Origin of the sequence: Streptomyces sp. NPDC059003 (assembly GCF_042740445.1) — a bacterium.
Taxonomy (GTDB): Bacteria; Actinomycetota; Actinomycetes; order Streptomycetales; family Streptomycetaceae; genus Streptomyces.
Map to the genome: position 1 here is coordinate 19,728 of NZ_JBHYJH010000005.1, position 22,341 is coordinate 42,068.

The 22,341-nt window shown below is 71.6% G+C and carries 26 protein-coding genes; all 26 read right to left on the reverse strand.

Features of this window, described 5'->3' with window-relative positions; genetic code table 11:
- Positions 1-55: 55 nt before the first annotated feature.
- The 26 genes from ACFWZ5_RS04210 to ACFWZ5_RS04335 all read right to left on the reverse strand — a co-directional run bounded on the left by ACFWZ5_RS04210 (position 56) and on the right by ACFWZ5_RS04335 (position 22,329).
- Positions 56-667 (reverse strand): hypothetical protein, encoded by a 612-nt coding sequence (locus tag ACFWZ5_RS04210; protein WP_384890154.1) that lies wholly within the window; start codon positions 665-667, stop codon positions 56-58.
- A gap of 71 nt (positions 668-738) precedes the next feature.
- Complete coding sequence (locus ACFWZ5_RS04215) at positions 739-1,569, reverse strand: DUF317 domain-containing protein (protein ID WP_384890156.1); 831 nt, start codon at positions 1,567-1,569, stop codon at positions 739-741.
- The gene (locus ACFWZ5_RS04220) at positions 1,566-1,910 is read right to left on the reverse strand and encodes a hypothetical protein (protein WP_384890157.1); all 345 of its coding nucleotides are present in this window, start codon (positions 1,908-1,910) and stop codon (positions 1,566-1,568) included. The genes ACFWZ5_RS04215 and ACFWZ5_RS04220 overlap by 4 nt, the downstream gene beginning before the upstream one ends.
- 52 nt (positions 1,911-1,962) lie before the next feature.
- Positions 1,963-2,772, reverse strand: a complete 810-nt coding sequence (locus tag ACFWZ5_RS04225; protein ID WP_384890159.1) for a DUF317 domain-containing protein — start codon at positions 2,770-2,772, stop codon at positions 1,963-1,965.
- Positions 2,769-3,158: a hypothetical protein gene (locus ACFWZ5_RS04230; protein ID WP_384890161.1), complete on the reverse strand. Its 390-nt coding sequence runs from the start codon at positions 3,156-3,158 to the stop codon at positions 2,769-2,771. Before ACFWZ5_RS04230 ends, ACFWZ5_RS04225 begins: the two co-directional genes overlap by 4 nt.
- Before the next feature lie 275 nt (positions 3,159-3,433).
- On the reverse strand, positions 3,434-3,811 hold the full coding sequence (locus tag ACFWZ5_RS04235; protein ID WP_384890162.1) for a hypothetical protein: 378 nt from the start codon (positions 3,809-3,811) through the stop codon (positions 3,434-3,436).
- 26 nt (positions 3,812-3,837) lie between these two features.
- Positions 3,838-4,248 (reverse strand): hypothetical protein, encoded by a 411-nt coding sequence (locus tag ACFWZ5_RS04240; protein ID WP_384890164.1) that lies wholly within the window; start codon positions 4,246-4,248, stop codon positions 3,838-3,840.
- Between the two features lie 28 nt (positions 4,249-4,276).
- On the reverse strand, positions 4,277-5,017 hold the full coding sequence (locus ACFWZ5_RS04245) for a hypothetical protein (RefSeq protein WP_384890165.1): 741 nt from the start codon (positions 5,015-5,017) through the stop codon (positions 4,277-4,279).
- Positions 5,018-5,037: 20 nt separating this feature from the next.
- Positions 5,038-5,745 carry a hypothetical protein gene (locus ACFWZ5_RS04250; protein WP_384890167.1) on the reverse strand — a complete coding sequence of 236 codons (708 nt, stop codon included), beginning with the start codon at positions 5,743-5,745 and terminating at the stop codon, positions 5,038-5,040.
- 22 nt (positions 5,746-5,767) lie between these two features.
- Entirely contained in the window at positions 5,768-6,670 is a 903-nt protein-coding gene (locus tag ACFWZ5_RS04255; RefSeq protein ID WP_384890169.1) for a relaxase/mobilization nuclease, read from the reverse strand.
- Positions 6,667-7,026, reverse strand: a complete 360-nt coding sequence (locus ACFWZ5_RS04260) for a hypothetical protein (protein WP_384890440.1) — start codon at positions 7,024-7,026, stop codon at positions 6,667-6,669. The genes ACFWZ5_RS04255 and ACFWZ5_RS04260 overlap by 4 nt, the downstream gene beginning before the upstream one ends.
- A 193-nt stretch (positions 7,027-7,219) precedes the next feature.
- Complete coding sequence (locus ACFWZ5_RS04265; protein ID WP_384890171.1) at positions 7,220-7,717, reverse strand: hypothetical protein; 498 nt, start codon at positions 7,715-7,717, stop codon at positions 7,220-7,222.
- A 34-nt stretch (positions 7,718-7,751) separates the two neighbouring features.
- Positions 7,752-9,551, reverse strand: a complete 1,800-nt coding sequence (locus ACFWZ5_RS04270; RefSeq protein WP_384890173.1) for a hypothetical protein — start codon at positions 9,549-9,551, stop codon at positions 7,752-7,754.
- A complete protein-coding gene (locus ACFWZ5_RS04275) occupies positions 9,548-10,690 on the reverse strand; it encodes an AAA family ATPase (RefSeq protein ID WP_384890442.1) in 1,143 nt (380 codons plus the stop codon). Before ACFWZ5_RS04275 ends, ACFWZ5_RS04270 begins: the two co-directional genes overlap by 4 nt.
- A 195-nt stretch (positions 10,691-10,885) precedes the next feature.
- On the reverse strand, positions 10,886-11,107 hold the full coding sequence (locus tag ACFWZ5_RS04280; RefSeq protein WP_384890175.1) for a hypothetical protein: 222 nt from the start codon (positions 11,105-11,107) through the stop codon (positions 10,886-10,888).
- Positions 11,108-11,162: 55 nt separating this feature from the next.
- Positions 11,163-12,404: an MFS transporter gene (locus ACFWZ5_RS04285; protein ID WP_384890176.1), complete on the reverse strand. Its 1,242-nt coding sequence runs from the start codon at positions 12,402-12,404 to the stop codon at positions 11,163-11,165.
- Between the two features lie 39 nt (positions 12,405-12,443).
- Positions 12,444-13,541, reverse strand: a complete 1,098-nt coding sequence (locus ACFWZ5_RS04290) for a hypothetical protein (RefSeq protein ID WP_384890178.1) — start codon at positions 13,539-13,541, stop codon at positions 12,444-12,446.
- A 114-nt stretch (positions 13,542-13,655) separates the two neighbouring features.
- Positions 13,656-14,666 (reverse strand): hypothetical protein, encoded by a 1,011-nt coding sequence (locus tag ACFWZ5_RS04295; protein ID WP_384890180.1) that lies wholly within the window; start codon positions 14,664-14,666, stop codon positions 13,656-13,658.
- Between the two features lie 21 nt (positions 14,667-14,687).
- Positions 14,688-15,038: a hypothetical protein gene (locus tag ACFWZ5_RS04300; RefSeq protein WP_384890182.1), complete on the reverse strand. Its 351-nt coding sequence runs from the start codon at positions 15,036-15,038 to the stop codon at positions 14,688-14,690.
- A gap of 2 nt (positions 15,039-15,040) precedes the next feature.
- Entirely contained in the window at positions 15,041-15,352 is a 312-nt protein-coding gene (locus tag ACFWZ5_RS04305) for a hypothetical protein (RefSeq protein ID WP_384890184.1), read from the reverse strand.
- Positions 15,353-15,509: 157 nt separating this feature from the next.
- Positions 15,510-16,679, reverse strand: a complete 1,170-nt coding sequence (locus ACFWZ5_RS04310) for a hypothetical protein (protein WP_384890186.1) — start codon at positions 16,677-16,679, stop codon at positions 15,510-15,512.
- Positions 16,680-17,231: 552 nt separating this feature from the next.
- The gene (locus ACFWZ5_RS04315) at positions 17,232-17,720 is read right to left on the reverse strand and encodes a hypothetical protein (protein ID WP_384890188.1); all 489 of its coding nucleotides are present in this window, start codon (positions 17,718-17,720) and stop codon (positions 17,232-17,234) included.
- Between the two features lie 689 nt (positions 17,721-18,409).
- Positions 18,410-19,108, reverse strand: a complete 699-nt coding sequence (locus tag ACFWZ5_RS04320; protein WP_384890189.1) for a GAF and ANTAR domain-containing protein — start codon at positions 19,106-19,108, stop codon at positions 18,410-18,412.
- A gap of 91 nt (positions 19,109-19,199) precedes the next feature.
- The gene (locus tag ACFWZ5_RS04325) at positions 19,200-19,937 is read right to left on the reverse strand and encodes an ANTAR domain-containing protein (protein ID WP_384890191.1); all 738 of its coding nucleotides are present in this window, start codon (positions 19,935-19,937) and stop codon (positions 19,200-19,202) included.
- Positions 19,938-20,557: 620 nt separating this feature from the next.
- Complete coding sequence (locus ACFWZ5_RS04330) at positions 20,558-21,376, reverse strand: glycosyltransferase family 2 protein (protein WP_384890193.1); 819 nt, start codon at positions 21,374-21,376, stop codon at positions 20,558-20,560.
- 455 nt (positions 21,377-21,831) lie between these two features.
- The gene (locus ACFWZ5_RS04335; protein ID WP_384890195.1) at positions 21,832-22,329 is read right to left on the reverse strand and encodes a hypothetical protein; all 498 of its coding nucleotides are present in this window, start codon (positions 22,327-22,329) and stop codon (positions 21,832-21,834) included.
- Positions 22,330-22,341: the final 12 nt, after the last annotated feature.

The following is a 22,341-nucleotide window of genomic DNA, read 5'->3' on the forward strand; positions in this document are numbered from 1 at the left end:
CAGACGGAAGACGGATAGGGGGCGGTGAGCCGGGCGGACGTGCCGCCCGGCTCGGTCAGCGGATCCGGCCGGCGCGGGGCGCTGGCGGGGGAGTGGCGGGAGTGGCCTTCAGCTGGTCCTCGCGCGTGGCAGCGAGCGGTGCGGCCTGGGGGCCGAGCTGCTCGCGGGCCAAGGCGTTGATGTCGAGGACGGCCTGGCCGTGGTCAGCCCATCGGTCGAGATGGGGCCGGGCTTCGGCGTAGGACTCAGCGAGCAGCGCTTCGTGCGCCGTGCCCCCGGTGCCGTCCGGCAGGGCGTCGCGACGGTCGATCCAACGGCGGTGCACGGCGTACAGCTGCTGGGTGCTGGTGCGCAGCTGTCCAAGCTGCCCGGCGAAGTGCCGCGTCTGCTCGGAGTCGGGCAGCTGGTCGAGTTGCTGCTGCGCGGCATCCACCAGGGTGTCGGCGTGGTAGTACACCGTGCCGAAGGCGGACAGGAGGTCCGAATCCCGTTGGGCCTGCCGGCGGGCGTAGGCGACTTCGTCGTCGGGCCGGCCCGTGTCGGGGTCGCAGTGCTCGTGTGAGTAGGTAGTCCACCGGGCGTGGATCAGCTTGCTGTCGCGGAGGTACCGGGCGAGTTGGTTCAGGTAGAGCTGGTGGGCGTGTGCGGGCGGTGTGTACGTGGGCAAGGCGGGGTCCTGGGGGAATCGCGCGGGCCCAGGGGCAGGGGAGCCGGGCGGGTGGGGCTGCCTGGCTGTGTTCACCGGCCCCGGGCAGCGGCAGAGGGAACCGCAGCGGGAGGCGGGCCGCCGTGCGTGGCCAGCGCGGCGGTGCGGCGGGCCTTCCGGGCGGCTGCGCGGACGGCTTTCAGCCGGGCCTCGTGCGCGGCGGCGAGCTCCTCGCCCTGCGGGCCGCGCTGTTCCTGGGTGACCAGGTGGGTGTGCGGCACGTCGTACATGCCGCGCTGGACGGGCTCGTCGCTGGCCAGCGCGCTGGTGAACGCGGCGATCAGGTGGGGCGGCATCTGGTCGTCGAGGTAGGCGTGCCAGATGCGGCTGAAACCCCCGCCGCCGTTGGGCACGGCGGCCTGGGCCCGCCAGTGGAAGGACTCGTACGGCTCGACGGCCCACCGCTCCAGGCTGAGGATGCCGTCGGGGTGGCGGGCGATCTCATTGCCGCGGTCGTCGCGCTCGTAGGACCAGCCCGCCGCGGTCAGCGGCGACCAGATCGGCGGAGCCTGCTTCGGGGCGGGCCCGAGCAGCGCGTCGGTGAGGTGGGCGAGGATCTCCACGGGGGTGTTCGCGCCGAACTCGCTGTACCAGCGCCGGCCGTCTGCTTCCTGGCCACGGACGCGCCACCATGCCCCGTACGGTTCGGGGTCGGGCTCCAGCACCACGGTGTGCCGGTAGTCGGGGCCGACCAGCAGGACGTGGGGGAAGGCCGGGTCGGAGCGGTTCGCCCAGCCCGCGGCCCGCAGTGCCTGGGTGATGTGCCGCGGATCGCCGCGTCCGGCGAGATGGCGGGGCTGGGTCTCGAACCAGATGATGTCGTGCGGGGAGTTGGCCCGGGTGGGCAGGTAGGGATCGTTCATCGCTCCGGGGCGCCGGTCTGCTTGCGCAGCCGCTGGACGTCCCAGTGCAGAACATGCCAGTCCGTGGCCTCCTGGGCGGCTTCGCGGAAGGCTTCCGTGCTCAGACGGAGTTCGTCGCTCAGGGGGAACGCGGCCTGCTGGCCGATGAGGTGTTCGCTGCAGCGCAGGATGTTGCCGAGCTGGATCGGGACGCCGTCGTCCTCGTCGAGCAGCGGCGCGAGCAGCGGCAGTACGTCGTGCAGCGGGGGATGCGTACGGAGGTAGGCCGCGAAATCGGCGAGGGTGCTCGTGGCCTGATGGATCTGGCCGGGGGTGGGGGCATCGGATGCGTGGTGGGGCAAGTCGGGGTGCTTTCAGTGCGAGGACAGGGGCGGCCGGAGGGCCAGGGGCCGGTCAGCGGCGGGCTCGGGAGCCTGCCTGCGCGTACGGACCGGCGGTGGGCGTCTGGCGTCGGGGCCGGGTGGAAGCCCAGGAGTTGCGGGCCCAGGTGGCGGCGCGGGCAGCGCGGATGCGGGTCTGCTGCCAGGCGGACATCTCGTCCGGCCGCACCGACACGGACGTGGTGCGGATGCGGGTGGACGGCGGTACATGTCCACGCGGACGGATGACCTGCTGCGGGTCGGACAGCGCGGTGCTGAATGCCTGGATGAGGTGCATCGGTGTGCTGCTGGTGAAACTGGCGTCCCAGACGCGTCCGTGCTCATTGCGGGCCCCGGCCCACCACAGTGCCTCGCCGGGCTTGGACTGGTGGAACTGCATCCAGGCGCCGCCGTCGGGGCTCATGGCGGTGAAGTGCTGGCCCTGCTCGGTCTTCCAGCGCTGCTCCTGCAGGGGCGCCCACACGTTGGGCGCGTGCGCGGAGCGGGGGCGGGTGAGCGCGTCGGTGAACCCGGCGACGATCTCCACGGGCACCTGGCGGGTGAACGTGGCGTGCCAGGCTTCCTGGCCGGGGGCGGCCTTCCCGGAGATCGTCCATCCGCCGGGCTGGGTGAAGGGGTCGTATCCGATGCGGACGGACTTGTCGGGGCTGTCGAAGACCAGCGGCCCGCCGGTCTTGGACTTGTCGTGCCAGCCGGAGGCGCGCAGGAACTCGCTGACGTAGCGGATGTCGCCGCCGCCGGCGAGGTAGCGGGGCTCGACCAGGTAGTGCTGTTCGGCCTGCTGGGCTCCGGGGCCCCAGCCGGTCCACTGCTGCTTCTTCACCGGCTCCTCCTGACGACCATGGCGGAGGCGACGGGCTTGGGCGGTGTGGTGCGTGCCGTGGCCGGGGGTGTCCCGAGCTGCTTGATGGCGTCGGTGTGCTCGTCAAGATCCGTGCCGACGCGGTGCAGTTCGTTGGCGGACCGGCCCATCGCGAGCCACACCTCGGGCGGGAGCATGCCGCGGTGGGCCTGGCCCTGGGCGAACCGGGAGCCGGTCTCCACCAGGTGGGTCACCCCGGTCACGAGTCCGTCTTCGAGGTCGAAGACCTCGCTGAGGATCTCGGCAGCCTGGCTCGGTGTGGCCTCGGTGAGGTATTCGTCCAGGACCCTCAAGCGGAAGGCGATGTCTCTAGCGAGGTGTACGGGGGAGTTGGACGGGTCGGTCATGGGCCTCCTGGGGCAAGGGAGAGGGGCGGTCAGCCGCGTCGGCCGAGGCGGCGGGCTTCGCTGAGGGTGGCTTCTGGCCGGGCGCCGGCCAGGGGGATCGGGCGCTCCGTGCTGCCGACGGCGACGGCGCGCAGGTAGTGGCGGAACAGGGCTGCGGCCAGGCGCGGCTTTCGCGTGGCAGTGATGGGCGGGGGCGTGTGGTCGGGTGTGGGGATGTGCGGTCTCTCTCGGGCGGCGGGGCCGGCCCCTATGCAGGGGCCGGCCGAAGAGGGTGGTCAGGGGGATCGACGGGAGCGGCGGCGTCCTGCGGCGGGTCGTGTCGCAGGGGCTGGGGCCGGTGGCGACGGCCGTGTCGCGGCGCGGGCGGCTTGGTAGGCGGTGCCGCCGAAGACGGTGTCGATGGAGATCCGGTATCCGGCACCGGTCAGCAGGGGGACGGCGCGGTCGGCCATCTGCTTCATGGCGATCTCGTCCCAGTGCTCGGGGACTTGATGCCACTCGTCGTCTTCCTCGGGTGCGCAGTGGCGGTCGAGGCCGAGGCCGTCGAGCAGCGCCAGGAGGTGTTCGGGGGCGCCGGTGCGGCTGTCGACGTAGATGGTGCCGTCGCGGTGGTAGATCAGTACGTCGACGTCGTGCTCGTCGGCGAGCGTCATGGGTGGGGGCTCCGGGGCGTGGTGGTTCACCGCCGGGCAGGAGTGGTGCGGCTGGGGGCCTTGGCCGCGGGCCGGGTGCTGGCTGGCTGTGCGGCGGTGGGGTGGCGGTGATTGCGGATGTCCGCGACCGCTTCCTGGTAGGCGGTGGGGTCGAAGAGTTCGTCGGGGATGTTGACGACATATCCGGCCAGGAGCAGAGAGGGGAGGGCCCGGGTGGCGGCCTTCTTCTGCTCGGCCTCGCTGAGATGGCCGGGGACTTCGTGCCAGGTGTAGACGGGTCCGGCCGTCACCGTGGTCTTGCGTTCCAGGCCAAGCGCGTCGAGCAGGGCCAGGAGCTGCTCGGGCGCACCGGTGGGGGTCTCGGCATAGATCGTGTCGGTCAGGGGCTTTCGGTAGATCTCGACGTCGGTGCCTTCGTCGTCGGCTCTGTTGCCCACAGGCGGGGCTTCTCCCTTCTTCTGGGGGCTATCGCCGCCGGGCGGGCGACTTGGTCGGTGCCGCGACAGGGGCGGTGCCCAGGGCGGGCTTGGCCTGCGGGAGCCGCACGCTGACACCGATACCGAGCCGGTCCAGCTGCGCTGCTGCCTGCTGGATGGCCTGTGACTGTGCGGTGGTGTCCTCGCCGGGCAGCACGAAGATGTCCCTCTCCGTGTCGTAGACGCAGCCGTTGGCGGTGAGGATCTGGGCGGCGTCGGCCCGGTCGGGCTTGGTGACGTGGAAGTCCCGGCCGCTCAAGGTGATCACCACGAGTTCCGGGGGCGCGGCCGGGGTGAGGCGGGCGGCGTTGTCGCGGACCTGGGCGAGGGCCTTGTCGTAGCGGGGCAGCAGGTCGGTGGTGATGTCCGCGGCGGCTTGGACCGGGTCGTCGGGGACGGCGATGCCGTCGGGCTCGCGTACGGCGTGGAAGGCGTCCGCGGGGAGGTCGGCCGGGGCGATGGCGCCGACGAGGAACTCCTCGCCGCTTCGGGGGCGCGCGATGACATACAGGCGGGAGCCATCGTCGCGGGTGAGGACCGCGTCCTGGTCCAGAACGTGCTCGGCAATCGCGTGGGCGACCAGGTCCATGTCCCAGACGTGTTCGGCGCGGGCGAACTGGTCGGGGTAGTGCGCGTGTATCTGGTGCTCACTGGTCCAGTTGCCGGGGAGTTCGTCGGCGAGGGCGATGGCGAAGGACGCGATATCGGGGGCGGATTCGTGGTCGTGCATGGGTTCCTCGGGGATGGGGGTCAGCGCCGCCGTCCGGCGGGCGCCGGGGCAGTGGGCGGCGGGCTGGGCGTGGTGGTGGTCCGGGGCGGGGGCGGGCAGCCGCAGACGGCGGAGGCTTCGCGCTCGGTGGGGCCGACTTCGGCGCTGCACACGCTGCGCTGCGGGTGCGGTTCGTGCCGGTCGGCGAGGTCGGCGCGCACCCCGGCAAGGTCGGAGCGGATGACGTCCAGGCGGCCTTCGACGAGGTAGCGCAGACGCCCGGCGGTGGCGATGTCGGCTGCTCCGCCCAGGCCCAGGTGGAACTCGATCGTCGCCGTGAGGACGTCGTCGAGGGCGGCCAGGACACCGTCGTGGGCGGCGGTGAGTTCGGTCAGCGCGTCCGCGACCTCCTCGGTGGTGGTCGCCTGGCGGATGCGTTCGGCCTGGTGGGCGACCACGGCGCCGATCGGGAGGTACTGCGCCTCGCGACGTTCGGTCTCGAACGCCGCATCGCAGTCGACGTCGTACTTGACGGCGCGCAGCCGTGCCACGGCCCGGGTGGCCAAACGTTCCTCCTCGGCCTCGTCGAGGCCGGTGGGCAGCCGGTGATAGCGCTCGTGCACACGGACGACGGGAACGAAGCCGGTGCGCTCCAGGATGCTGTGAGCTTCCGGGTCGCCTCCGCGAGCCAGGACTTCGCCGGAGTGCACGTCGCGTTGCAGGGTCAGATAGCGGTCGGCAATGGCCAAGGGCAAAACTTTCTCGGGGTGTTCAGCGGGAGCGGCGCGCGGGCGCCGGGCGCGGAGCGGCCGGCACATGGGTGGCCAGGGCGGCGCGCTGGTTGGCGCCGGGCAGATCCGCTGCTATCGCTTCCAGGTCCTGCTGGATGCCGTACAGACGCCGGGCGATCCACTCCAACCGGTGCCCCGCGTCGGGCCGGTTGGGGGGGGCACGCTCCTCCCGGGGGTGCGCGGCCTCCTCCACCCGGCCGCGCACCGAGGCGATCGGCCCGTTGGTCTCGTCGGCGAGCTGGCACATGAGCGTGGCGAGCTGGGCGGCGACGAAGGGCGGGGACTGGTCCTCCGATGCTCGTGGCAGCGCGGGGCGCGCTGCGGGCAGCATCGCGGTGAGCGGACGCCCCTGCCGGGGCTGCGCCGGGACGAGGTCGAGATCGTCCTCGATGCGCCGGCACTCGTCCATGAGAGCCTGGTGCAGCAGGTGGGGCTGGCGGGCCCAAACGCCGTCGCTGCGAATGAGGTTGGCGATGATGTCGAGGCGGCCTGGCTGCGCCTGGAGAGCCACCCAGCGGCACGTTTGCCCGGCCCCCGGAACGGTGAGGCCGGTGACGCGGGCCAGCCGCTGCGCGATCTCCGCCCACTCCGGCGGGTGCAGGGCCCGGTCCGTGGGATGCAGCCGGACTGCCAGGTGGAAGATTTCGGGGTCGTTGGCGCCTGGCCCGGCAGCGTAGGGGTGGAGGCTGACCGGTTCCAGGAGATGGTCCTCCCAGTCGGCGAACATCCACTCCTGCGGACTGCCCTGGGCGTAGCTGTGCTCGCTGTGCGAGTGGGCCACCACCACCTCGCCCAGTACGTCCTGTTCGGCAACGGGGCGGCCCAGAGCGGCGGAGAGGGGGATGGAGGGGAAGTGTTCCGCCTCCAAGACGTGGGCGATCACTGGCCGTTCCCACGGTCGGCGATGTGCACCAGCTGGTTCAGCGCGGTGGTGGAGTACCAGCCGCAGTCGATCACGGTGCCCGCGTCGGCGAACTTCGGTATCAGGTAGTCCTCCAGGGCGCGCAGGTAGATGAGGCAGTCGGGGCAGCGCCGCGAGAGGTGGACCAGGTAGCGGGGGTGGGCGGTGACGAAGGTCTGCTGCCCTCCGTTGGGGTCGCGCAGTCGCCATCCGTCCTCCTCGGTGGGCGTGTGCCAGGACGGGGCCACCACCGTCATGGCATCCCCCCACAGCTCCCCGCCGGCGACGCCCTTGAGGATGACGACCTGGTCGCCGGGCCGGAAGTGGCCGTGGGTCATGTCCCTCTTGGGCGTGAGGATGTCTTCGGGAACGTACGGCGGGCGGGCGGCTTGGGGCACGAAAGGGGTCCTTCCACGAACGGCACGGGCGGCGGTGGAAGGACAATGGTCCGGACGATCCCCGGTTTTGCTAACCGGGGATCGTGGGGTATAACGCGTCGCGCGGTCCGGCCCGCAGCTTTCGCCCGGACCCTCAGCGGAACGGGTTCTCGGTGCCGAGGTCGGCCTCGGTGGCGGCGTCGAGAAGCTCGGGAAGGTCGGTTCCTTCGGCGTCCCTTTGGTCGATCCACCACCCGGCGCGGCTGATCGTGCGGATCTTCTCCTCGAGTGCGGCCCAGTCCGCCTCGTCCCAGGTGCCTTCGGTGACCAGGGCGGTGTAGGCGGCGGTGACCAGCTGGTGGCGGGAGCGTTCGCCCCAGTCCAGGGCCTTCTCGGGGCCTTCGAGCGGGGGCATCTCGAACTGGGTGGCCCAGTCGGCAGCGGCCTGCTGTTCGGCGGCGCGACGGGCGGCGAGCCACTCCTCCTTGCTGGCGCTGTCGTTGTCGCGGGCGGCCTTCCAGCAGTCGGTGCAGTCCTTGGAGGCGAGCCAGCGGGCGAAGGAGGCCCGCTTGTCGGCGGGCCGGTCGGACAGATCGTGCAGCTGGGTGTGTCCACAGCTGTGGACAACTTCGAATGATGTGCGGACTGCCATGTGGTTGTTCCTGCTTTCTGTCTTCTGCGTCGTCTCAGCGGGTCCTGCGGATGGCGTCTGTGGCCGCCTTGGCGATGGCGGCGGGAGCGCTGGAGGGCCGGGGCAGGTGCAGCAAGGTGGTCCCCGGCAAGTGCTGGGACTTCGCGGTGAGGGTGAGTTGGAGTACGGCGCAGCCGGCGGTCGTGAGCTGCTTGACGCGGGTGACGGCTTGAGCGGTTTCGTCGCTGCCGTAGTGGGCGTCGGTGACGATCACGAGGAGGCGGCCGGCGCCGGGGCGGCTGAGTTCGAGGCCGTGGTCGAGTGCGTCGATGGCGTCGCCGAGGTTGTGGTGGCCGCCGTTGGCATCGAACGTCGTCACGCGCTCTGGTGCGCGGTGGGTGGGTCGGGTCAATGCGGTCAGGTGCTGGTCATAGGCGATGGTGGCGGTGCGGGAGTCGGGGTCGGTCAGGGCTGCTGCGCGTGCCACGATCCAGGCAGCGGAGGCGACGGGCGCGCAGGCGGCCCGCATGGAGCCGGAGACGTCGACGGCGATCCCCACACGCAGCGGTGGGGTGGGGGAGTTCCGGCGGCGGGTGTGGGTGAACGGTTCTGCGGTGGGGACCGATCCGGCCGCGCGCTGAGCGTCGCGGGCGAGGGCCGCGCGCATGTTGAGGCGGCCGGGCGGGGTGGGGCTGGTGGTCCGCTCCTCGGTCCGCTCGCGGTAGGCGGCGGCACGCAGGGCGCGGCTCAGGCGCGCGGCGGCACTCTGCTCGGCGGCGGTGGGCCTGCGGGTGCCGGTGACCGGGTTGCCGTAGGGCGCTGGTGTGCCGTCGGGGTTGACGGTGGTGCCACGGGTGTTGAAGACCGACTTGGCGGTGGCGGCGGCTCTGCGTCGCTGGTCGGCCCGCTGGGCGCGGTCCTGAGCCTGCGCTTTGGACTTCGCGGCCGTGGCGTTGGTCGCTGCGGCCTGTGCCGCGAGGTCGGCGGCGTCGGTGGCTGCCGCGTGGTCCATGACGACGCCCACGGCGCCGGACAGCAGATCGGTGAGGTTCTCCGGTACGGGCAGGGCGGGGGCCGCGGCGTCCAGAGCGTCGCACCATTCCTTCGAGTGGGCGAGCATGGTCGTGGCGTCGTGGTCGGCGCACTGGTGCGCTGCGCTCCAGATGCGGGTGAGTGTGGCCAGCAGGGGCGCGCCCAGCACCTTTTCGCACAGATCGGCGACGGCCCGGGTCTCGCCGGCGTCCAGGATGCCGACGTCACGGCGGCCGAGGATCAGAGCCGCCACGGCGGCGGCCTGCTCGATGCCCTGGAGGGTGGGGTGCGCGATGTCGGGCATGACCAGGGTTCGGGCACTGGTGCGCAGGTACGTGCGGTCCGTGGGCCGCGTGATCAGATGCGCGCCTTCGACGCGGCTCTCCTCCAGCAGGAGCGCGGCCTCGACGACACGGGGGTCCGCTCCGGCAGGCGCCGTCCAGACGGAGTGGGCCGCGTGCGCGGCCTCGTGGACGAACACTCCCCAGGCGGCGGGATACCGATCCTCGTCGCCCACGATCCGCGGATGGATCTCGTGGGGCTTCAGCGGGGCGAACAGGCCGGCGTCGAACTCGACCTCGCCCAGCGTGGGGAAGAACGCGGCCGGCGCGCCGCTGCGCGTGCCGGGGCGGCAGGTGACGAGGAGGTCCTGGCGGCCGGAGAGGTCGACCAGCCGATCGCCGAGTTCGGCTCCCACGCGCAGCCACGCGGCCGGGGAGGAACGGGGCTGCGCGGGCGGGGCGCCGTCGTCGTCCCAGCGCGCGAGGTCGGCGTCGTCGTCCGGCGTGGTGGCGGGGGACTGGACGTGGTGGTGGGCGCTCATCGCGAGCGGCCCCGGTGCGCGGAGCCGGTGCTGCCCGGGGGCTGCCGGGCGGCCGAGGCGGAGAGCTGCTTGCCCAGGGTGAGGGGCGCGACCTCCTTGACGCCGACAGCCTTGATGACGGCAGCGGCGACGGCGTCGCGATCCTCCACAGGAGCGATGCCGACCAGGTTCGCGAGCGCGGCCTTGGTGCCAAGGACGGCCTCCGTCTTCTGGTAGCTGAGCAGTTCCCGCAGTTGGGGGGCCCAGCCCAGCTCGCCGAGTTCGACCTGGTGGGCGAGGTGCCGGGCGACCCGGACCACCCGGGCATCGATCCTCAAGGCCAGGGCGAGGTCATAGTCCGTGCCGATCTGGATCTGCACGCTGAACCGGCTCGCGAGCGCCTCCGTCAACACCGCGCCGTGGACGCCGGGATTGTGGCCCGCCACCACGTAGAAGCCCGGCTCGGCCTTGATGGTCTCGCCCTTGTGGGCCTTGACCTGGATCTGCCTGCGCCCGTCCATCGCGGGATACAGCGCCGCCAGCACCTTCGGTGAGATCAAGGTGGCATCGTCGATCAGCAGGGCGCGGCCCTCGGTCATCGCGGTGACCAGCGGACCGTACTGGAAGACGTAGGCTCCCGCGTCGTCCTGTGTGTACTCGCCGATCAAGTCGCCGACCGTGGTGTCGCCGTCACCGGCGACGGTGACCAGGTCCGGGAACGCCGCCTCGACCAGACTCGTCTTGCCGGTGCCCGGAGGGCCGTAGAGCAGCACCGGCACGTCGGCGTCGCGCAAGCGATTCAACGCCTCGACGTCGGGCAGATCAGCCAGCTCCCGAGGGTGGTAGAGCTGGCCCCCCGCGCGGCGGATCGGGCCGGTCTGCCTGGGCGTGGCTGCTGCGGGAACGCTCGTGCGGGCCGTGGCCGCCTGAGCGCGGGGAGCGTGGGTGCCCGGTGGGCTGATCACAACGGTCTGCGCGGCGGCGGCGGTTTTCGCGTTCGCGCGGAACTCCGGTTGCCCGGTTCCGCTTTGGTCGGCCTCGCCGCGTCGCACCAGGGTGAGGGCGGCGTTGCGGACGGCGCCGTGGGAGTGGCCCAGCTGCCTGGCCATGTCCCCGATGGTGAGCGTGTCCGCCGGCCGGTCGGCCAGCAGCCGGGCCACCTTGGCCCGTAGTTCGCCGCCCTTGGTGCGCGCTGGCCTGGTAGGCGTTCCGGGTGTGGTCAAAACGAGGCCCCTTTCAACAGGCGCGGGTGCGGGCGGGGTTGGCGATGCGCTGGAGAGGCCAGCCGCTCTCGGAGCGGATCACGGACGGCGCCGACATCGGAGACCGGGCCAACTGGGGCGTACCGTGGGCGCTCACCGGCCGACCGAGGGCTCGGTCCAGGTGCACCCGATGGCCGGCGACGGGCAGCTCGCTGGCTGCCGAGCAGGCCCGTGCGTCCGCTCCGTACCGGGTTCCGTCGCCCGGCAGGCGCAGCTGGGCGTCTCTTCGAAGCCGTCCTGGAGCAGGATCCTCCGGGCGGCGGCGTTGTAGCCGGTGGTGGTGATCTCGCCGGTGATGGTGTGCCGGATAGGCATGAACGGTTCTGCTGGTGGTTCGGGCAAGGCGGATCTCCTTGTAGGTAACGGGTGTTCAGCGGGCGGCGTGAGCCGGTGTGCGGCGGTGCCTGCCCCGGCGGCGAGCGGTGGCGCCGAGGACGGCGAGATGGCGGCGTGCGGCGAGCAGGACGGTGAGGGTGAGCACGGCGCCGGCGGCGGGAAGAGCCGGGCTGATCAGGGGGTGCTCGGCGAGCGCGCCGGACAGGGCGGTCCCGGCGGCCTGGCCGGTGCCGACGGCGGCGATCAGCCAGGCGTACGCCTCGGTGGTGGTGCCGGGCGGGGCGAGGGCGTCAACCGTCAGGAATGCCGAGGTGATCACGGCGGTGAGCAGCAGACCCGGTACTGCCGTCAGCACGATGGCCGAGATGGGCCCGGTGGCGGTCATCAGCGGGAGCCATCCGACGGCGAACAGCAGGGCCGCCGAGAGAAGTTGCGCGGTGAGCGTGCCGGGCCAGGTGCGCCGTCCGTACAGGAAGCCGCCGACGAGGCTGCCGGTGGACAGCGCGGCGGGGATGAGCCCGGACAACAGGTCCATCCGGAGCTGGTCGGCGAGGGCGACGGCCCACACGTTCATCGCTCCCAGGGCGAAACCGACGCCGCTCACTGCGACGAACAGCCACCGCAGCCCCGCGTGCGTGAGGGGCCCGAGCGTCCCAGTGCGCTGGGGTGCGAGGGCCGGGCGCCAGCGGCGCGAGGGCGCGGCGCTGAGCACCACGGCGGCGCCGAGCAGTCCGAGCGCGGCGCTCACCACCATCGCGGTGCGCGGTCCCGCCGTCGTGGACAGCACGGCGACCAGCGGGGGCCCGGTGACGTAGATCAGTCCCTGGGCGCCGGTGTCGAGCGCGAGCGCGGCCCGGCGCCGCGCCTCGTCGGGCAGGACTACGGGCCACAGGGCCCGCAGTCCTGCTTCCAGCGGCGGGGTGCTCAGCCCGGCGAGCGCGACAAGAGCGGCGGCCAGGCCGGGCCGGGCGGCGACCTCGACCACCGGCAGGGCCAGCAGGCAGACGGTGGTGAGCAGGACCGCCGTCGCGGTGACCAGGGTCTGTCCGCGCCGGTCGACCATCCGGCCCAGGACCGGCTGCCCGAGGGCAGAGGCCAGCCCGTACAGCGCACACAGCAGGCCGCCCGTCTTCAGCGATCCGCCCTGGTCGGCGACGAGGAGGAGGATCGCGACGGGAGCCATGCCGTTAGGCAGTCTCCCGATCAGCGTGCCGAACAGCAGGCGGGCGACGTGGCGTTGTGCGAGCAGTGGGCCGGAGCCGGTGGTGGAGGTCAACGCGTGCTTTCTGGGGTGAGGCACCCCGGGGCCGGAGTTCTAGCGGCGGCGGGCAGGGCCAGGCGCTGGGGGCGCGGCCGGTCCGGCGGGCGGTGTGGTCGGCGGTGCCGGGGGCGTGGGGAGGACGTGGAAGACGGGGCGTGGAGTGCGGTGGGGTGGCAGGACGCCGGCCCCGAGGCTCTCCGCGGCGGACTCGATCTCCTCCGTCAGCGCGCCCAGTTGCCGCGCGAGCACGGAGAGGCGGGCGGCGGAGTGCTGGCCTTGCTTCGTCTCCAGCGCGTCGGCGAACTTCGCGGCCCGGTCCAGGAGTTCGGTCAGGCGGGGCAGTGGACCGCGGGAGAAGCCGGAGTCGTCGACGGCGTCGAGCAGGGCCATGTAGACGTCCCCGGTGTGCCGCGCCTCGTCGACCTGCCGGACCAGCTTCGCAACCGGGGCCTCGGCTGCGGGAGCCTGGGGTGTGAAGGGAGCGATGTCCGGGTGCAGGACCCCTGCGGGTACTGCGGGCGGGGCTGCTTCGATGGCCTTGTTCACGGTGTCGTAGTGGCCGAGGACCCGCATCTGCTCGCTGCCGAGTTCGCCCGCCAGGACCACCACCGTCTGCTCGCCTTGCTCGACGAGATACGCCAGCGTGATCAGCTCGTTGCCGGCGCTGTACCAGACATCGGTCGTGTCCAAGTCGCCGCGCCGCCACGCTGCTTGCGCACGGTCCTGCCAGAGCTGAAGTTCTTCGCCGGCCAGGGGCGGGGCGACGGGGCGGTGCTGTCCGGCGAGGTCACCGATGATGAAGGACCTCTCGGCCCAGGCCAGCACGTAGGGCCACAACTGGAGGTGACGGACGCGGGAAGCATCGGGCTCGTCCTGGTCGGCGGGCGTGGAACGGATGCGGTGGATCTGGTCGGCGGCGTGGGCCATGTCGTCGATCAGCTCGCGCCAGGCCGCATGGTGGCGGGCCGGCGGCATGGCGTCCACGGCGCTCCGCGCGGCGGCCAGCAGCGTGTTCGTGTGTGGCAGTACGTGGCGCTCGAACGCCTCGGCGCCGTCCTGGCGCCTGCCGCGCGCAATGACTGCTGCGGCGTGCGAGGCGTCTGCAGCGTCGGCTGCGTGGGACCAGGCGCGCTCGTAGCGGCTGTGGATCATCGCGAACTGCGTTTGAAAGGTATGCAGTTCGTCGAGGGCAGTGCCGAGATCGGCGGTGGGGGTGTCGGTGATGAGGTGCTCCGGGACAGGGGGCGCGGTGGCGGCGTGTGGGGTTCAGCGGCGCACGCCGTGGGCGGTGGCTACTGCTGGCGGGGGCAGCGTGGCTGCGGTCAGCGCCTTGGGCGTTGCCGGGGTGATGGGTGCAGGGGGTGTGGCGGCGTGGGCCATCTCGATCAGCTCCTCGCCGTCGATGAGCCACAGCGCTCCCGCATCGGCGAGGGCCTCGGGATCCGGGTCCTCCAGTTCGTCGAGACTCAGGCCGTCTTCCATGCGATCGAGGAAGGTGGCCTGCTCGGTCGAGAGCGGCGTGTTGGCGCGCAGGGTGGCGATGAACGCGGTGGCGTGTGTGCGGAACCTGTAGAGCGCCGCCTCCAGGTCCACGGTGTCGTACGTCCCGGGCTCGCCCTCCTGCGCCCAGCGCAGGTCCTCCTCTGCTTCGTCGAGCCGTGAGAGATAGACGGCCCGCTCGTAGTCGGGCAGCAGGCGTGTCTGGATGAACCGGGCGGCGAGGCGGGCGTCGGACGCGATGACGCTGCGCGGAGCAAGACCTGTCACGCGGACGTAGTCAGGGCTCGGGGTCAGGGCGCCGACGACGTACGAGCCGTCCGAGGGCCGTTCGGCGAGCAGCAGCTCGGTGCCGCCGCCGTCACGGAGGATCGCCGCGAAGCCCAACCCGCCTTTCTCCAAGAGACCGTAGAGCGCGCCGGTCTCCCACAAGTAGTCCCGCAGGTAGTACTGGTCCTGCTGCTCTCGCAAGGGTTCGACGGCTGCCATCCAGTGGCCGGGCAGCGCGGCCACGATCGCCTCGGCGATGTCGCCGAGGTAGGGGCGGGGGTGAGTGGTCACGGTCACCTGGCAGTCGCGGGCGGCCTGGTGGAGATGCGTGAGGGCTTGGCGCGCCTGGGCCTGGTCATCGAGCGCCAGGGTGTGGATCTGATCGTGGTTCTGGGTGAAGCCAGACAGGTCGAGGGCGGTCTCGGCCCACCTGCGGCCGGTCCCGCTCGCCAGGGCGATGATCTTGTCGCGGGTGCTGAGGTACAGCGTGATCTTGGCGGATGGGGTCATGGTGCCTTGTGTCGTCAGGGTTCAGCGTCGGTGCCGCTGCGTGGAGTTGGACGCGGGCTGCGGCGTCATCGCGGCTCCGGTGCGCGGTGGCCACCAGTTCACCGGCGCGCGGTGCCCGGCGGCGGGGAGCAGGTTCGGATCGAGGTCGACCTGGTAGCCCGCGGCGCTGAGCATCTGGGCGGCCTGGGTGGCCTTCTGGTTCTCGCGCTCCTGGCCGGTGTCGAAGTGCAGCCGGATCCACACGCCGCGCAGGGTCGGGCGAAAGATGAACCCCGCGCGGTCGAGGATCTGGGCGGCGAACTCGTCCACGGGGCCTTCGACTTCGACCTCGCCGCCGCGTTTGCGGGCGATGCGGATGGGCTCGGTGCTCATGCTCACCGTCCCCTGCCCGGCCCGACGCCGTGGGTAGGTCCGGCGACGGGGACCGCGGCCGGTTGCGCCGAGGGCTGCGCTGGGGCGGTGGACAGCGCGGGGGCGCGCTGCGGCGAGGTGGCCGCGGCGGCCTGGGCGATGCGCTGGCGTCGCTCGAGCAGCCCGTTGCGTACGTACGGGCGGGCGGGCGCGGGGGTGATCGCGGGGTCGAGCGAGTAGTCGGCCTGCACGGCGAAGCCGTGTCGGCGCAGGTCCTGTACGGCCTGGCGGGTGCGGCGCTGGCCGTCCTGTTCCGGCTGGGTGAGCCGGTACAAGCCCGGCAGGTCGGGGACGGGCTCGAACTGCTCGCGGGTGAGGAACCACTCGGCCAGGTGCGGGGTGACCGCGGCGGTGGGGGCGGCGACGAAGCCGTGTTCGGGGTGGACAGCGAAGTGGAAGTGGTCGGACAGAAGGCGGATCCTTTCTGCGGGGTCAGCGGTGCGCCGCGGAAGACCGGGGCAAGGCGTGGGGTGCAGGGCGGGCGGTGAGCAAGCGCGGGCTCGGCGCGGCCAGCGCCACCGGTCCGCCCGGGACGGCGGCGCGGGCCTGGCGGTCGAACGCCTCGCTGTCGGCGAGCCAGGTCTCGATCGCGGGCAGGGCGGCGAGCCCGAAGCGGCTGCGGGCCTGTTTCCACCCGTCGACGGAGAACAGGACGCCGCTCAGGGCCTTGTCCTCGTCCCGCGTGTCCTGGCTGTCGGCGAGCGCTGTGCGCAGACGCTCCAGCGCGGCGGCGTCCTGGGGCCAGGGGGTCATGGCAGGGCGGCACCGGCTGAGCAGGACGGGAGCGTGCTCAAGGACGTCGCGGAAGGAGAGCCAGGCGAAGTCGGCGAACGTGCGCTCCATCTCGGGAATCATCCGGGCGTCGGCGAGCGGTACGCCGTCGCTGTAGCGGCCGGACGCCTTGATGGCCTGCAGGGTCTCGTACTCGGCCCGGATGCGCTCCAGCGCGCGCAGGACCGTGTCGAGCCGACGCTGGTGCAGGGCCCGGCTGTAGGCGGGCAGGAACGAGGTGGCGACGGCGCGAGCTGCGAGGTCCGGGTCGCCGGGCAGCACCATGCTGCGGGGCGCATTCGGCTCCTCCCAGTTGTCGTCGTACTCCTCGGTCGCGAAGGCGCCCAGGAGGTATCCGCTGCTGTGCCCGGGGCGTTCAATCAGCAGAAGCTCGGTACCCATCACGTTCTTGAGGACAACCGCGGCGGGCACGGGGTCGTGGAGCAACGCCTGGAGAAGGTCTCCGCTGTCCCACAGCGGGCCGATGAGGTCCTCTTGCACCACGGGGTGGTAGTAGAGCTCTAGCTGCGCGCTCCAGGTTCCCGGCAGCCGGGCGGCGAGGTCGTCGCCGAAGTCCGCGAGGTAGGGCCGGGGGCTGGTGGTGATGGTCGCGCCGTGCTCGCGGGCGCGGTGCACCAGGGCGCTGGCCATTTGACGGGTGGCCGGCCAGCCGACCAGTGGCGCGGCGAAGGCGCCGCCGGGGATCCGGTGGAATCCGGCTTCTTCCAGGGCGCTGGTGGCTCGGCGGTGCTCCTCGCCGTAGGGGATGGCGACGAGCCCGTTGGCGCGGCTGGTGCTGAGGATGATTTGCGTGGGTGGTGTGAGCGACATGGGTCCAGGTGGTCAGCGCGCAGTCCGTGACACGGCGACCGCGGGGGACGGGGATGGAACGGGGGGAGGTGTCACGGGGGCCGTGGCCAGCCGGGGCTGTTTGGCTCTGCCACCGGTCTCCGTGTGGAGCTGTGCAGCAGTGGCGAGCAGCCGGGTCCGGGCTGTGCCGCACTTCTCGGCCGCGATGATCCGCAGTGCCTTGGGGTCGCCTCGCAGGTGCGAGGTCTCCACCCCGGGGAATGGCCTCCCGGTAGAAGCCGGTCGACACGCAGTCCAGGGCCTCGGTGAGGTGCCCCATGGCGCTGGTGATCGCGGTCATCGCCTCGGCGAGCCGCATCAGAGTGTGGCGCTCAGGGAGGTGGACCGTCTCGGGGTCGGCGAAGCGCTCTTGCGCGCGTTCGCCGGCGTAGGTCAGGTGATGGGCGAGAAAGGCGATGTCGTCGGTGAGCGCCGCTGCGTCCACATCCGCATGCGTGGTGGGAAGTTGAGCGGCGACGTCGTTGAGACGCCGGGCGAGGTAGTCCAAGGTCGCCTGGGTGACGCCGGAGGCCATCAGGACACCAGCTCCTGCCCGCCCGTTTGCGCGTGCCGCAGCGCGGAGCGGAGTGCACGGCCGTGCCGGAAGGCGAAATCGCGCGAAGGACCCCGAAGACTGCGGTAGGCCACAGCGCCGCCGGCGGTCATCTGGGCGGAGTGCTGCCGGTAGAAATAGACAACGTGCGGAAGCAGTTCGCCCGCGGCAAGGTTGGTCACGCCGTTGACCATCAAGAAGTCTTCCCCGGCGGGAAGCCCGCCGTGTCCGCCCGCGGCGATCACGAGGTCGGTCCGGGCCAGGAGCATGGTCTGGCCGAGCGGGATCTGGGCCTCGGGACTGGTCCAGTACCCGGTCACGTCACCGGGCTGGTGCACGCCGGGCGGCGTCGGGCAGCGCCAGAGCGTGGTGGAGCCGTCTTCGTGCAGGTCGGCGCTCCAGCCCGCCACCCAGCCCAGACCGGTCTCGGTGATCCTCTGGTGCCGGATGGCGAGGCTGTCGTCCGGCACGAGATCGTCGTTAGTCGCGGCAGACCCCGTGTCCCACACAGGTCGTGTCGCTTTACGACGGCCTAGACGCTCGTTCCTGCTCGGATGCCAGGTGAACCATGGTGTCGCTTTCGGGAGGCCAACTGCTCCTGGCAGTGTGTCAGACGTCACGCTCTCATGGGTGACGCGCTCGTGAGCACTGACTCCTGCGGCGGCACGTCGTGTACGGGATGAGCACTGCTCGTGGGGGCGGATCAAGAGCGGAGCGTCCCGGCGGGCTTCGTCTCGTGGTCGTCGTGCGTATCGCCGGACGCCTTGAGTTCTGCGCCGGGTAGGGCAACGAGAGTGCGCGGATGGTGCGTTGTGAATGAGGGCTCCGTTGGTGTCGTTGAGGTGGGTGTGCACCAAGGATCGGGGCGGATCCCCGGTTTTGCTAACCGGGGATCCGCGGCTATATATGGGAACGCGTGCGTCAGGAGCGGCCCGTGATCCTTAGCGCAGGATCTGACGTGGATGTCCAACCCGCTGGCCTGGCTCGCAGGACTCGTCCAGTTGCGCGGGCAGATGATTCGTCTCGCTGATGACGGGTGGGCCGCGGGGTGTCTCCCTGACCGGCCGCCTGCGGTGATTGCACACGGCGGATCCGGTGGCCTCCCTCATCAGGTGAAGGTGCGTTGAACTTCGGGGCCGGCCCGCACCACCTGTAGCTGTCAGGGGAGCAGGTTGTCCAGGTCGGCGTGCCGGTGGACGACATCGTGGGCGACGTCGTGGAGCGGGCGGTTGTGGGTGAAGGCGTAGGCGCGAAGGCGGATGAGGGCCTGGTCGAGGGGGATGCCGAGTAGGACGGTCAGGGCGCCAGTGGCCTGGTGGACGACGGCTCGGTGGAGGGACAGCGGCTGGTCGCTGCCCATGTCGTGGATGCCCTGGGGGGTGGTGAGCATCGCGGTGGCGCCTTCGGCGAGGGCGAGGAGGCCACTCATCTGAGGGCGGGTGAGCGGGCCGGGAGTGCTGCGGTGTCCGGTCAGGGCGCCGAGCCGGACGGCGCCCAGGTTCAGGGGGACGGCGTGGACGGCGCGCGGCGGCTGGTCGCGGGTGGCGGACAGCAGGGCGGGCCAGCGGTCCTCGGGCACGGTGTGCAGGTCGGGGACGAGGACGGGTTCACCGGTGCGGGCGGCGTCCAGGGTGGGGCCCTGGCCGAGGGTGTACTGCAGGTCTTCGAAGGCGATCCCGGCGGTGTCGGCCGCGTCGTACCAGACCAGTTCGAGACCGGAGGTGTTGAGCAGGCCCAGGGTGAGGCCGTCGAGGCCGAGCGCGAGCGCGCAGGAGGCGGGAGAGAGCGCGTTCAGGCCCTGGCCGGCGTGGGTGGCGGCGGCCAGGAGCGCGGGGATGTCGGGGGCGTCTGGGGGCACCGCGGGCAACTCCTTGGCTGGGTGCGGTGGAACGCCGGTGGCGCGGGCCGCAGGACGTAGGGGCAAAGAGCGTCACCGGTGCTGCGGACCGTCAGGGGAGAGCGAACTCATCGGCGGGCACGCGGCCCTCGATGACGTGCTGGCACAGTCGGGTCAGTGACGTGCGGTGGGCGCGCGCGTAGGTGCGCAGGCGCTCGAAGGCGGTGTCGGGTGCGATATTCAGGCGGGCCCCGAGGGCGCCTTTGGCCTGTTCGATGATGATGCGGCTGTTGAGTGCGGTCTGCAGCTGGCCGACGCGTTCGGCCTGGTCCTGGGAGAGGCGCTGGTGCAGGATGCCGATGGTCGCCGCGTCCGCCAGGGCCTGCCCCAGGCGCAGGCTGGCCGGGTGGAGGGCTTCGGGGCGGGAGTGGAAGAGGTTGACCGCGCCGATGACCTCTTCGCGCAGGCGCAGCGGGAGCGCGGCCACGGTGGCGAATCCGGCCGTGCGGGCCGCTTTGGTGAAGCGTGGCCAGCGTTCGGCGGTGGCGGGCAGAGTGAGGTCCACCGGGCCAATCTGTTCATGGAGCTGGCAGCTGTCTTTGCTCGGGCCCTCGTCGAACTCGATCTGGGCCTCCTCCAGTTGGTGGGCGGCGTGGGTGGAGGCGGTCACGTCCACCAGGCGCCCCTGGACGTCGACCATGATGACCCCGATCGCGGTCACGTCCAGCAGCTCGAGCATGCGGTCGGTCAGCACGTGCAGGAAGTCGACCAGGTAGAAGCCCTCTGTCAGGGTGTCGGCCAGCTCCAGGAACGCTCGCGCGAGGCGTTCGTCCCGCTCCCACTGCGCCATCGCGCCCACCCCCCTTGTTTCGCCTCGTATCCACCGTCGGCCAGGGCGAGATTCCGGTCCGGCGCCAGTATCCCGCGCGGCGTCCCTGCGCGGAACCAAACGATCCGATGTGCGGCGCGTGAGCGGCCGGTCGATGTGCCGCCCCGTGCAGCGAGAGACCACAGACCACCGTGGCGCTTCCGGGGAAACGGCGCCGTGCCCTTCGAGGACTGCCGGGAGCTGAGCTGGCACACGCACGGCGAAGGTACCAGCTACCCTGCCGCTGCCATGTCCGCGATGCCGTACACGCAGGCATATCCCGGCTACGCTGCGCCGCCAGGGGTGAACTGTCTTACGCACGAAAGGAATTACCCCCGCATTCCGCCTGCCGGCCGTCGGCGGGGGTGGCAGGATCGAGGCAGCCGACACGGCCGATTGGCGGCCCCTTCCTGCCGGGAGCAGCCGACACCGCATCCGTGCTCCCCGTCGCGGCTCCCGGCGGGCCGCCGCTGCTGTCCGTCTCGGGCTCCCGCCGCCGCCCCAGACCCTGGCTGCGGGAGGAGCCCTCCCGCCCTCGGACGGTGACGGCGGGAGGGCCCGCACGCCCCGGATACCTCATGTGCCGCTGCCGCTGCCCATGATCACGCGGGAATGCTCGATCGGTGCTCATGATCACGCGGAAGTGCTCGCGAAACTGCGGAACCTAGATCTGTGATTTCTGCGCGAAGGGCTGCCAGGTGCTTGCCGTGACGCCACGCGAATTGGCGAGCTCGGGACTCCATCGCCGGATATGAGGGTTGGGCGGTCATCTGTTCCGGGTGCTTTCGGTAGTGGTAGACGACGGTGGGCAGAAGGGCCCCGGAAGCGGTGCCCGTAATGCCGACTAGATAGGCGTAATCCTCCCCCTGCGGGAGGGCCGCGTATCCGCCGCTTCCGCGGATAAGGTCGGTTCGGGCGAGGAGAGTGGTGGGCCCAATAGGGATGGTGGCATCGGGATTTGGCCAGTAGCCCCACACGTCTCCGGCCTCATGGAACCCGGGGGGCGTCGGGCAGTGCCATGTCGAGACAGCACCGTCGGTGTGAAGGTCTGCAGACCAGCCGGCGCACCAGCCGAGGCCGTGCTCGCGAGCGTGCCGGAGTCGCGAGGACAATGATCCTTCCGGCAGGATGTCGTCGTCATCGGCTGTGGTGCACCAGGGTGCCGAGACCTCGTTCAAGGCGAAGTTCCGGGCTGCGCCCGCTCCGACGGCCCGAGGTAGAGGGACCGTCCGGACGCGGGGGTCGTCGCGCAGGGGCGCGGGCAGCTGCGAGATCGGGACACCGTCGAGCGCTAGGACCCACTGCCATTCCGCGTCCTGCTGTTCTAGGCTGGCATGCAGCTCCAGCAGGTACGGGATGCGGTCCGAGCGCAGCCGGGTCGGGGTTATGACGGCGACGTCGGCGTGATGAGAGACGGTCACAGCGGCTACTTCCTTGTTGGGTCGGGGATTGCGTCAATAGGTCGGAGGGTCCCCGGATTCGGGAACAGGGGAACCCCTGATTCCGGTGCCTGTGGCGGCTTCGAGAGTGCCAACGAAACCGGACATGAGGCGGAACTTGTCTAGGTGTTTGTCATCGAGCGGTCCTGGCCGACCCTCTCCAACTCGGCCAGGGAAATTGTCCAGGGGTGCGGTTGTGGATAAATTCCGCAGCTGTGCCACGCATTCGCGGGTGAGCCGGTGACCGGCAGTGCCGGCGATGGAGCGGTGGAGATCCGTCATGCCGGGACGGTAGGCCAGCAGGTGCGGGGCGGCCGGTGGTTGCACGCCGACGTCCCGGGGGGCGACACCGTGATCGCGGTGCACGGCCCGCACCACGGATCCCTCAGTGCGCGAGCGGGCCCGCACCGGACCGCTCACCATTGCCCGGTGACCGGTCAACTGCACGGTTCATAGGGCGCCGTGCGGTCCGCGGCGGCGGGCAGCGCCCGGACGTTGGCGCCGTCGGCGATCTGCTGGCGGAGGCGTTCGATCTCCGCGTGCTGGGCGGCCAGCCGGGAGATCGCCAGCTGCTTGAATCCGGTGAGCTCCTCCAGGAGCGTGTCTCGGTCCGCGACACGTTTCTTCAGTTCTGCTCGCTCGGCCTTCAGCCGCTCGATCTGGGCTTCGCGCGGGTCGACGATCTGCCCGGCCTGCTGGAGTTCGTGCACCCGGCGCTCGAACTCCTCGGCCAGGTGCTGGTAGGCGCCGGGGCGGGGGGTGCCGTCGCGGTTCTTCTTCGGGTAGAAGCCGGTGCGGGTCACTCCGGCGACCACGGCGAGCGTCTTGAGGTCGGTCTTGCCGCCCGGCGGCAGGTTCCCGCTCAAGATCCGCTCCATCGCGTTCCGGATCGCGGCCTCGTTGCGGGCCTTGTCCTCCTCGGTGAGCCGAGCCATCACAGTCCTCTC